13 protein-coding genes are annotated in these 10,407 nt (G+C 43.7%); all 13 read right to left on the bottom strand.

Features of this window, described 5'->3' with window-relative positions:
• Positions 1 to 197: 197 nt before the first annotated feature.
• Complete coding sequence (locus LC073_RS20895) at positions 198 to 671, bottom strand: hypothetical protein (protein WP_226649495.1); 474 nt, start codon at positions 669 to 671, stop codon at positions 198 to 200.
• Positions 672 to 794: 123 nt separating this feature from the next.
• Positions 795 to 1,208, bottom strand: coding sequence for a GNAT family N-acetyltransferase (locus LC073_RS20900; protein ID WP_226649497.1), 414 nt, complete (start codon positions 1,206 to 1,208; stop codon positions 795 to 797).
• Between the two features lie 113 nt (positions 1,209 to 1,321).
• Positions 1,322 to 1,711 (bottom strand): hypothetical protein, encoded by a 390-nt coding sequence (locus LC073_RS20905; RefSeq protein WP_226649499.1) that lies wholly within the window; start codon positions 1,709 to 1,711, stop codon positions 1,322 to 1,324.
• A gap of 454 nt (positions 1,712 to 2,165) precedes the next feature.
• Complete coding sequence (locus LC073_RS20910; RefSeq protein ID WP_226649500.1) at positions 2,166 to 2,513, bottom strand: energy transducer TonB; 348 nt, start codon at positions 2,511 to 2,513, stop codon at positions 2,166 to 2,168.
• Positions 2,514 to 2,596: 83 nt separating this feature from the next.
• Positions 2,597 to 2,890: a YciI family protein gene (locus LC073_RS20915; RefSeq protein ID WP_226649501.1), complete on the bottom strand. Its 294-nt coding sequence runs from the start codon at positions 2,888 to 2,890 to the stop codon at positions 2,597 to 2,599.
• 91 nt (positions 2,891 to 2,981) lie between these two features.
• Positions 2,982 to 3,875, bottom strand: a complete 894-nt coding sequence (locus LC073_RS20920) for a hypothetical protein (protein ID WP_226649502.1) — start codon at positions 3,873 to 3,875, stop codon at positions 2,982 to 2,984.
• A 130-nt stretch (positions 3,876 to 4,005) separates the two neighbouring features.
• Positions 4,006 to 4,287, bottom strand: coding sequence for a hypothetical protein (locus LC073_RS20925; RefSeq protein WP_226649503.1), 282 nt, complete (start codon positions 4,285 to 4,287; stop codon positions 4,006 to 4,008).
• 1,277 nt (positions 4,288 to 5,564) lie between these two features.
• Positions 5,565 to 5,855 (bottom strand): hypothetical protein, encoded by a 291-nt coding sequence (locus LC073_RS20930; RefSeq protein ID WP_226649504.1) that lies wholly within the window; start codon positions 5,853 to 5,855, stop codon positions 5,565 to 5,567.
• Positions 5,856 to 6,263: 408 nt separating this feature from the next.
• Positions 6,264 to 6,674: a hypothetical protein gene (locus LC073_RS20935; protein ID WP_226649505.1), complete on the bottom strand. Its 411-nt coding sequence runs from the start codon at positions 6,672 to 6,674 to the stop codon at positions 6,264 to 6,266.
• A 42-nt stretch (positions 6,675 to 6,716) separates the two neighbouring features.
• Complete coding sequence (locus LC073_RS20940) at positions 6,717 to 8,066, bottom strand: IS4 family transposase (protein WP_264190745.1); 1,350 nt, start codon at positions 8,064 to 8,066, stop codon at positions 6,717 to 6,719.
• A gap of 174 nt (positions 8,067 to 8,240) precedes the next feature.
• Positions 8,241 to 9,326, bottom strand: a complete 1,086-nt coding sequence (locus LC073_RS20945) for a Shedu immune nuclease family protein (protein WP_226649507.1) — start codon at positions 9,324 to 9,326, stop codon at positions 8,241 to 8,243.
• Positions 9,327 to 9,439: 113 nt separating this feature from the next.
• Complete coding sequence (locus tag LC073_RS20950) at positions 9,440 to 9,727, bottom strand: hypothetical protein (protein WP_226649509.1); 288 nt, start codon at positions 9,725 to 9,727, stop codon at positions 9,440 to 9,442.
• A gap of 117 nt (positions 9,728 to 9,844) precedes the next feature.
• Entirely contained in the window at positions 9,845 to 10,273 is a 429-nt protein-coding gene (locus LC073_RS20955) for a hypothetical protein (RefSeq protein WP_226649511.1), read from the bottom strand.
• Positions 10,274 to 10,407: the final 134 nt, after the last annotated feature.

The raw sequence follows: 10,407 nt of genomic DNA on the forward strand, positions 1-10,407 counted from the left end.
TCAAGAGTGGCAACTTGTTCCGCAGATACTTTGCAGCTATCCACTTTTGTGGAAGCACAGCCTGCAAGAAGGCCTATCAATAGAAGAACTACGTATTTCTCCATTTGCTCACCTAACGTCTCAATAACCCGCAGCTGGAACGCAGCGAAGCGGAGTGTAAGCTGTCGGGCGCCGAAGGCGCGTAGTTCATTGACTTGTTATGCATTTGTTGGACTAAGTGCTGAGATTGCCTTTGATATAGCGTGACCATGCTCTTCGGATAGATACTCCAGGGTACTTTCTAGGCATTGGCGCTGAACAGCAGACAACCACGAATACCGTGACCTTGCTTGCTTCTCCCCTTCAGCGGCAAGCTCAAGATCGTAGATTATTGTATCCATAATCGTATCAAAACGATTGATGCAAACTACGGCCTTTTTTAGCAAGTTGGGCAAAAGCCAATTCATACCACGAGCAGACAAATTTGGTAATTCGGAGTGGAGATATCGAATACCATCCATGGGAATTTCAGCTTCAGAGTAGCGCTCCATATGCTCAATAATATACCTACAGACACAATCTTCTGCTCCTTGATTCGTTAGCCTATAGCCCTCGGGTTTACTCTGGAAGGGAAACGAATCTTTCACCATTTCATAAACTTCTTCCCGAGATTTGTATCCTTGGTATTTCATGTCTTCCTATGCATAACGCCGCGCTCAGGGGCGGCTAACTTTGGGCGCTTGATTGCGCAATAATGGGAGTGAAGCGACCGCGCAATAAAGTGCACAAAGTTATCCGTCCCCTGCAGCGCTTGGTTATACGCAGTTACTGCGCGCTAGCTCCAAAATCTCTATGTGGTTTACTTTGAAACCCAAGCCCTCATAGAAACCATGAGCATCTTCAGTCCTAAGCCGAAACGTGGAAACATATTGAAGCTCCTGAGATTGCAACATGAACTGCATTATTTTCTTTCCGAATCCTTTACCTTGGTGCTCAGGAACGATAAAAACATCCATAATATAGGCAAATGTTTGATAATCAGTGACAACTCTGGCGAATCCTATTTGCGATTTTTTAAAAAATAATCCTACACAAAATGAGTTTTCTATAGAGCGAACTACCTCTTCTCTATTTCTGCCGAGCGCCCAATATGAGTTAGATAAAAAGCTCGAAACCAAATCTAAGTCTAAATCACTCTTTTCTTTGCTAAGGAATAGCTCGTCATCCATGGTGATTTGGTACTCCTTGCGTATAACGCCGCCATAAACGGATGCCTAAGCAACGCGTAGGCAGTCCGGTGGAGGGCGCGTTTTTTGCGCCCGAAACGTATTTAATGGCCTTGTTATGAGCCTTTGATGTAAGTGGCACTAATGCTTGGCTCCTTATATGGCTGACCCAAACTATCTAATACTTTACGAGCAAGTTTCCTTAGGTGTTTAAAGTCATCGCCAGACTTCATTTGCTGGATCATTTCTTCGTAATCTAAAGGTAAAGTGATACTCTCAAGCGCATTATCTAAAAGTGTAACTTGAGCAAATTCTTCTTTCGATAATAACCCGAACTCAACAACTAACCCCAACGTATCTAGTGAAACAGCATTAAGCACTTCATCAGGAAGATGTACAAAATCAGGCAGGCTTTTTTCCTGAACCTCGAAGTCACTGGATATTAGGCGCAGACCTTCAATTAGCTCGTTATACCAATAGTTGGCAATTTCTCTATCAGTTGTCATGACTCATAACGTTGCTAGCAAGGGCAGCCGAAGCAAAGCGTAGGCTGTCCAGCCCAGCCTCCGGCTGGGCGATCTTGCCTGGCCTGGTTATAGCTGGCGCGTACTGAACGAACTACTTGCTCTCTGCCAGCCAACTTTGGCTGACCACTGCCCGATAAATTTACAGGGAAAAATACCATACTTTCCCAACCGGTTAACTATCTGATTGGCACTCCATGATGGTGTAGTTGGCTTGCAGGGCTTGCTGACTTAAAACGATGGCACTGGAGCGAAACTACGGTACCAGATTGCAGGAAAACTCTCAGGAAAAGAGTGCTCAGATAGAGGTTGATGCTTGCAGCAGCTACAGAACATCTGAAAATTGACCGCCACAATAACGTCGCCATAACCGGCAGCCGGAGCGCAGCGTTGGCTGTCCGGCGCCGCAAGGCGCGAAGTTCATGGCCTTGTTAAATTATCTACCCACCTCAAACTCAAAGGTATATATGTGATCTTTAACCTGAACCGGATTACCATGGTTCGCAGGTGCTGAAAACTTTGCCTTTTTAACAGCCACTTCTACTTGGTGAACATTGAGGCTTGATGGTTTGACTGAGATGATGTGGTAGTTTTCTACGCGCCCGTCCTCTCCTATGTCAAGTAGGGTCTTCACCAACGCTTGGGTCTTCTGGCCATCATACTGCTGGTCAATCAAGAAGCTATTGAACTGCACCAAAATGGGTGGAGATGTGACATTTGGAAGACAGGCATACGCCCTTGCCGAAAAAATCAAAATTACTATAAGGCTTGGTAATTTCTTCATAATTTAATGCCTCAATAACCGGCAGCTGGAGCGAAGCGCAGTGTAAACTGTCCGGCGCCGTAGGCGCGAAGTTGATTGAATTGTTATATGCAATTTTTAAGAGACTCGAACTCTTTAGATGCCATCGTTGGTATGAATTCTGTAATTTCGTAGTTAACCAAGTCTGCAATATGAAATGGATCTTCTTGGATGATTTTTTGTACCTCATTTAAATTTCCTGCTTGAACCAATATGACACCTCCAGTTCGAGGTACCTTTCGACCTGAAGCTATAAAGTTACCACTTGCATAATATTTTTCAAGAAAAGCAACATGACCTTCAATATGCTTATCTACTTCAGCTAATTCCGCTTTATAAGTGAGGGAAACTATAAACACTTAAACTTTCCATTACATATAACGCCCAAATATGCGGCGAGTGGAGCAGCGCGGAGCGAGTCCGGCGTGCAGCGCGAACATGATTTGTTTGTTATACCTTTTGATACACTGTCTCCTTCTTGCCCTCCTTAACTAACATTGTATTTTTGGAACTGTTAAAATGTAGCGATTTATCGATTTCCTCAACCATTCCCATTTCGTCTAATAGCTCAACAATGTCAATATTATTTTCTGAGACATTTATTACTCTAAACTTGACCTTATCATGCAATTTACCCTTGAAGTAGATTTTTATGAAATCTGTATCGATTTCTAATACCTTTTTACCAGATTTTTTATGCCCACTTCTTAAATTCTCTATAAACCCGTCCAGTGGAGAATAAAAGTCCTTTATCACATCTGGTATACTGTCCCAATTCGCCGTTATATTCTCTTCAAAAATTCTTAGTGACTCCTCAATATCCACCTCCCACCGACCCAGCATAACGTTAGGTGTGTTTGTCTCAGGTTTTGAAGCAGATTCTACATTGATTCTTGTTGTTAGATTCTCTGGATTGATAAATCCATTTTCCATAAAATCATTTACGTCTCCAAAGCATTCAAAGTAAATCCCTTCCTGACTGTTAGAGCAAACATACACATATTCTTCACCTCTACCATAAATCAATACTTTTTCAGCCTGCAAATCTATTGAAAGGAGAGCAATACGTTTAATGAAGTCTTCTGTATCACCACCTGTAACATAGTAGAGATCCAATTTGCTTGAATCTGAGTTTAAGCTTTCTAACGACTCTAGTGATTCTTTATGATTGTGAATTAATGATTCAAAAGATTCATTGCTTAGCAGTGTAGAGAAATCGCTTTTTAACGTGGATAACCTGTCGGCGAGATCAATATTTCTATCGCAAAGAGTACTAAAGAACTGACCATATAACTCAGTAAGTTGTTCTGGGAAAACTAGATTTATTTCTACGAAGTGCTCCAAACCCTAATGTCCTCTTGTGTATAACGCTGAGCTAACCGGCAGCCAGTGCGAAGCACGCTTTTGGCTGTCCGACGGAGGCCGCTTGCGGCCGGAGTGTAGTTGAGCGTTTTGTTATGTGTGGTGAGTATGATCAACCTGAACCAACTAACTTAGCTATTAAGATTGCTAACCCCACCAAAGAAACCAGCCCCACCATGGATACAGTAAAGTTGGTGAAATTTGAAGCTTGTTCATGATCAGTAATGGCCTCTTGAGGTAGCTTGCCAAAACTGATGGCGCGACATATAGGCCACCCAACATACCAAGCTATAACTTCAAAGCAAAGCTCCCAGATTAGCCACATTAAAGAGCGAACCACTACACTAACTAAGCGTAGTAACCCCTTCAGTGCCCCCTCGGCTATTTCTTCCAATGAATTTTCTCCTTAGGACACATAACGCCCACAGCAGGGGCGGCCGAAGCTTAGCGTAGGCCGTCCCGCGCAGGCCCGAAGGGCCGGAGCAACCTGCCTGTGATTGTTATGCGGTTTCACACAAACCCCCAATACACGCCCCATGCTAACCCAAGGGCTGCAACAAGCTGGAACCAGGCGCTATACCTTTTATACAGAGCTATTCCACCAACTAGAAGCCCGAAGCTTGTTGGACCTAGTACATAGCCACCCCAAATAGCCCATCCCTCACAATCCGGTGTGCCCTCTGGGCAAGTATATATACTTGCTAAAGACCACAAGGCGCCACCCAATAATATTGATCCAGAGACAACAAGAACTAACGCAACAAAATTTCTAATATTCATTTCCGCTTTGATCTGATAGCCACATAACGTTGCCAGCAAGGGCAGCCGAAGCGAAGCGTAGGCTGTCCAGCCCAGCCTCCGGCTGGGCGATCTTGCCTGGCCTAGTTATAGCTGGCGCGCACTGAACGACCTACTTGCTCTCTGCCAGCCAACTTTGGCTGGCCACTGCCAGATAAATTTACAGGGGAAAATACCATACTTTCCCCACCGGATAACTATCGGATTGGCACTTCACGATGGCCTAGCTGGCTTGCAGGGCTTGCTGACTTAAAACGAAGGCACTGGAACGGAACTGCGGTACCAGCTTGCAGGAAAACTCTCAGGAAAAGTGTGCTCAGATAGAGATTGATGCTTGCAGCAGCTACAAAACATCTAAAAATTGACCGCCACAATAACGCCCGGCTTTGGGGCTGACTTGGAGCTGCGAAGCAGCGGAAAGGCAGTCCCAGCCCCGTAGGGGCGACAACAGCCGCTTGTTATGTGTTTGATAGTAAGTAGACATATAAAGGGATTGTTAACCAGAAACCACCAAACATACCATTTTTACTTAGCCTACCGAAAAGCCCACCTTGCGAACCTAAATAAGTTGCTATAACCAGAAGCAAAGCTGCCACGAACAGAACCCAAAACTTACTAATGAATAGTACCGGCCACAGGACACATATGGTACCTAGTGTCGCTTGCAGTACCCATTTAAGATATTGAACCTGATCTTCTTTCTCTCTGGTCGTAATCCAAACCATGAGAATGTATGAGCTTACGCATAAAATTGTTAGTAGAAGGAGCTTCATCGAGAATTACACATAACGTTCGCATTTGCGGCGGCAGGAGCATAGCGTAAGCCGTCCGGCCGCGATAGCGGCGAACAACATGCGCTTGTTATAAGTGGCGTTACCCAATGATGTTATTTTTGGCACCGACAATTTTTCTGGCAACTTTAAGGCAATGTTCTTTGCTTGAGGCCAAACCAATACTACCCTCAATTATCGCCACCAACGAAGATGATATATGCTCTGCATTCTTGCCCTCGATTGTTAGACGAAAAATGTGAGGAAGATAGTTATGATACTCATCACGCGCGCCCGGCATATTATTTACCCCAATTGGGTCCCAATCTCGCCATAGTATCTCATCTATAGCGTTGTAAACTTCCATTTCTTCTGGTGATAAGTTCTTGCCCATACTCTTACTTATAACGCCCGCTTAACAGGCAAATACTGGTTGGCTAAAATCCGAAGCGCAGCGTAGGAGCCAACCAGTATTTGTCCTTGTTGAAGCGCTTGTTATATTTGTAAACAAACTTACAACGATTGAATTAAGTTTGTGAACCAATCGAATGTAAAAACGGTTGTATAAATTTTCAAACAAACTATCCCTATAAATAGAACGATTAACCCAGCTTTAACCTTACGGCTTTTTACATTGTTCCAGAATGAAATCTTTGAGTTGATCTCACTTTTAACTTTTTCAAATCCTTCTTTCACACACCATTTCCTGTATTGATAAAAGTTGAATACTGAACAAAAATATAACGCTCAAAGCTGGCGCGCGTTTTTTTGCGTCGCTAGCCTTTGCTTGCTATGTGTTTTCCTATTCGTCTAATAAGAACTCACTAATTTCCTTACGGAGCTCTAAATCACAAGAGTTTTTAGCATACTCATTAGCTGCCTCAGCACATGAATGCGCCAGCTCAGCAAGATTGAGAGAACGATACCGTTCAGCAAGTGCAAACTTAATTGAAGCCATGTAGTCACTTAGCCCCATATTCTCGGCCAGAGCAAATGCCTTCTCATATATTTCGATAGAAGCTCCATCGTCAGTCGTGAAATCAGCCAGAGCTTCCCATTGAAATGGATGATTTCTCTCGCCGACTTCGTTGTCTCTGCAAAGGGCTTCTAGCTCGTGATGCAGACTCCAGTATTCTTTGGTATCTCCAGCGCCGGACGCATTGACCAAAGAACATGCTAGATCTTTTGCTCTCTCATATATCTCAGAGTCCATTTCTCGCCTTACACATAACGCCGCGCCTTTGTTTTATACACATCATTTCAGCCCATTTAAAGCTTCTGCTGCTTCAATATAATGAAGCAGTTTGGTGTATCCCTGCCAAACGGTTTTAATCCCCGGCTCACCGTCCCCTTTACGCCCCAGAAAACCTCCTAAACCTGCCAGCATTCGAGTTGTTTCCCTCATGCTTGGAGGTTTGTTGGGTGGGGGAGTTTTATCTCGCATCATCCATATCATGCGCCATTCTTTTTCAGAGTAAACGCTTGTACACGGTGTATCGGGAAGTCTTCGTGCTCGTGTAGTCATCGAATGTAGTCGCCACCCAATAATCATATAGATCGCAATACAGTTCAACATTCGCTGCTCTGTTCTGAAGCGATTGTTTTCTATCTGACATCCGCCTTTCACTACTCGAAAATAGGTTTCAATTTCCCACCGGCTTCGATACCATTCAATGATGATTTTTGCTTGCTTAAAGTCTTCAACGGGAAGATCTGTCAACAGCATCCACTCAATGCCTTTCTCACCCTCTGGTGGGTTTAATTCTTTAGCAAATACGGTATAGAGTGAAAGTGGTCGCTTAAACTTGCCTTTACCTAGTAACCGTACCTCAGAAGTGGATACGTTGACTTTGGCTTCTCTTCCTGGCTCTCCATTCCGCTTGGGGATTTCTACCGTGTATTTACCGATAGATTTCTGCTCGATCATATGGTCCCAAAGCAGAATCGTTTCTTCTCCATCAATCTCTAAGGTACGATTGGCCTTGGCTCGAACGATATAATTTGCACGGCGCTGTTCACTTTGGTCTTCAGCCAATTGAAACCATTCATGAATATCCCCCTCTCTATCCGCGATACTCACAATGGTGGTTTCAGGACAGCGCTCTTGTATCTGACAGGTAGACTCGTAGTGGTCTAGCCAGCGTCGACTCTCTTTATCTTGTATCGACTTGGTATAGCGGGAGTTAGCGCTTGATTTTTTATCTCGCTGCCACATGCTGCCCTCAACAACGCCCAAATTATCCCTGGATGGTGTTATAGCAATAGAGGTATGTAAGAGTTGCTGATTGGTCTCTTTCCGTCTTAGTGTTCCCATCTCTTTGCTTTCTAAGTCAGTAGCAAAATTTAGAAAAGTGGTATCTTGAGGGATAAGAACAACGGGCTGCGCCTTGATTCTTTCAAGAGTTGCTGATTTATGGCCGCTCATAATAGAGTCAAAGTTGACTTTATCATTTTCAATAAAACGATAGGCTGCAAATGTTTCTGCCCAAGTCTTGTTTGCACAGGGAATACTATTCTTTGGGTCGGAACTTAAGCTGCTGAGAATATTAGACAAGCGCTTATTCAAACGAACATCACCCATAACCTGATATTTCACTTCATCCATGACCCAGTCCTGCATAATAATCCAGCCAAATCTGCAATTCCTATTATGCTAAACTGTAACTTATTGATTTGTTTAAGAAAACTGTAAAAACATGTGTATAAAACTTAGCGCCGCGCTTTGCGGCTGGTTTGGAGCTCAGCGGAAAACCAGTCCGACAACAGCGCTTTGTTAAGTTTACTTGCGTCGGGATTTCTTAATCCAGCTATCCCAAGACTCAACTCGTATAGACGGCGAATTACCTCTCTCATAATCATGACGAAGACGACTCTCTTTAAGATCATCTTTGCTTCTACCGCCAATGACGATTGTATGCAGGTTGATGTCTTTGTTTGGATCTACCTGCAATGCTCCCTGAGGGCCTATAAATGAATTGTACTTGGCTCTCCCAGCCTCTACAGTATCTCTAACCTCGTGAACAAATCTTCTAAACTTTTCCGGATTTCTCGTAATGTAACCCAACCTTCGTCTTATTTGCTGGACAGCTTGATTAGTCTTTGCAGAGAAATCTTCGTAGCTATTTCCATTGATTAGATTATAGTTTGCGCCCTTAATCTCGATAAGAGTTACATCCATTCGAGAGCGTCCGGAGAACATCACAAAATCAACGAAGCCATCAGACAGGGGAAATTCTGAAAAACAAATATATTCTTCAGCTGGATGGGAATAGAAATCACCAATTATTGAAAGGTCAGACTTTATTAAAGCTTGCAGCTCAGATTCACCGGAATTTCTGTTGATTGCTTCCGATAGTTTCCCTTCTGGCAACATATCGGCCTGTATATCTTCTCGTCTATTTATTACATCATAAGACTCTGACCACGGTTCGTCTATGTAAGGATCTATATCATGACGAATCCGTTCTATATCCTCGTACAGCTTAGGAATCTCTAAAGAGTGAGTTAAAAACTCTTTGGGGTCGACGCTTAATGCTTCACAAATAGAAGACAAACGACTTGACTCCCAGCTTGGAGAGTTATTCTCGTCGAACGTCACAAAGTCAAAACTTCCTCCTTCAGGATATTCCTTATCATAATGTTCAATAATTTTTGCGTGTTCGCTAATAAAGCCCTTTTTAATTAACTCAAGCCTAATATTCTCGACAGAGTTTGTAACAGAGGAGCCGGTATTTTTCTCACCAAGGTCGGTTAGAACTGCATAAACCGTATCTCCACTTGCAACAAATAATCTAACACGACAAATTGCATCATCCCTTGTTATTCCGCATGTTGGGAATCGAAAAATAAAATCGCTAATCTTCAACACCTTCTCCCTGAAAACTTAACGCCCACAGCAGGGGCGGCCGAAGCGTAGTGTAGGCCGTCCTGCAGAGGCCCGAAGGGCCGGCGCAACCTGCCTGTGATTGTTATGTTTTTTTACCCTACCGGAACTGTACATTGCTCAAGCTCCCCCCTGCTTTCAATATTTTTTAGTGCGCGCTCGACAATATTTTTGGATATATCAGACACCAAAATCATATGCGAAGCACCATAGTGAAAACGAACGTGGGCGCCAGGTATCCAATCCCCACATGCAGCCATACCTTCCGGAGTGAAAAAGAAACACCACCTCTTTTCTCCAGACCTGGTAGTAATTAGAACCTCAATTGCCCCCTTTGTGTGATGCTCAATGGGGTCTTCAATTTCAATGGACTCAATATTCATGGAGAAACATAACGCCGCAATCAGCCGCGGTTTACTGTGTGTGCTTTTTGCACGAAAATGGGAGCACAGCGACCGTACAAAAAGTGCACAAAATAAGACGTCGGCTGCATTGCTTGGTTAAGCGCATCGGACTGCACCGCTCTCCATAAGCCACTTAAATTTCCTGAGATTGAACGATTCCGCATATGTATGTGTGGACTTTGGTGATTCTGTTAGCTCTTTAATGAGTTCAATCTCACTCTTTTCCCATGCGACATCGCCTGAACGCAAGTAAATTCTCAGAGGAGCGAATTTGCTGAGGCACTTGCTATATTGTTCAAAACCTATGCCAGGAACTTTTCTACCGCCATCACCGAAGCCATAAGCTTCAGCCAGAATATCAAATTGGCCTTTAGCAAGCTCACTTTCAGCGTCCGCTTTGGCAGAGCCCGAAACCTCATTTTTGAGCTGGGCGTAATTTTTGCCACCTTGCTGAATATTGACAACGCTAAATGCCAATATCAGAAATATCGTTACAGATCCTAGTATTACTATAGATTTGCTCATATCTCTCTAGACGCTTAACGACAAGTTAAGCGGCGCGGCACGCGTCCGCTTGAACGCCTTGTTAACCATAGTTCTTGCGAAGGAATTCGATCAGTGCCTTATTACCGTGCCTGCTACCATTGAACTCATCTTCG

The organism is Microbulbifer variabilis, assembly GCF_020524905.1.
Classification (GTDB): domain Bacteria; phylum Pseudomonadota; class Gammaproteobacteria; order Pseudomonadales; family Cellvibrionaceae; genus Microbulbifer; species Microbulbifer variabilis_A.

Coding starts and splice junctions, on each gene's coding strand:
- LC073_RS20895 (WP_226649495.1), bottom strand. CDS start 671: ATGAAATACCAAGGATACAAATCTCGGGAAGAAGTTTATGAAATGGTG.
- LC073_RS20900 (WP_226649497.1), bottom strand. CDS start 1,208: ATGGATGACGAGCTATTCCTTAGCAAAGAAAAGAGTGATTTAGACTTA.
- LC073_RS20905 (WP_226649499.1), bottom strand. CDS start 1,711: ATGACAACTGATAGAGAAATTGCCAACTATTGGTATAACGAGCTAATT.
- LC073_RS20910 (WP_226649500.1), bottom strand. CDS start 2,513: ATGAAGAAATTACCAAGCCTTATAGTAATTTTGATTTTTTCGGCAAGG.
- LC073_RS20930 (WP_226649504.1), bottom strand. CDS start 5,855: ATGGGCAAGAACTTATCACCAGAAGAAATGGAAGTTTACAACGCTATA.
- LC073_RS20935 (WP_226649505.1), bottom strand. CDS start 6,674: ATGGACTCTGAGATATATGAGAGAGCAAAAGATCTAGCATGTTCTTTG.
- LC073_RS20940 (WP_264190745.1), bottom strand. CDS start 8,066: ATGGATGAAGTGAAATATCAGGTTATGGGTGATGTTCGTTTGAATAAG.
- LC073_RS20950 (WP_226649509.1), bottom strand. CDS start 9,727: ATGAATATTGAGTCCATTGAAATTGAAGACCCCATTGAGCATCACACA.
- LC073_RS20955 (WP_226649511.1), bottom strand. CDS start 10,273: ATGAGCAAATCTATAGTAATACTAGGATCTGTAACGATATTTCTGATA.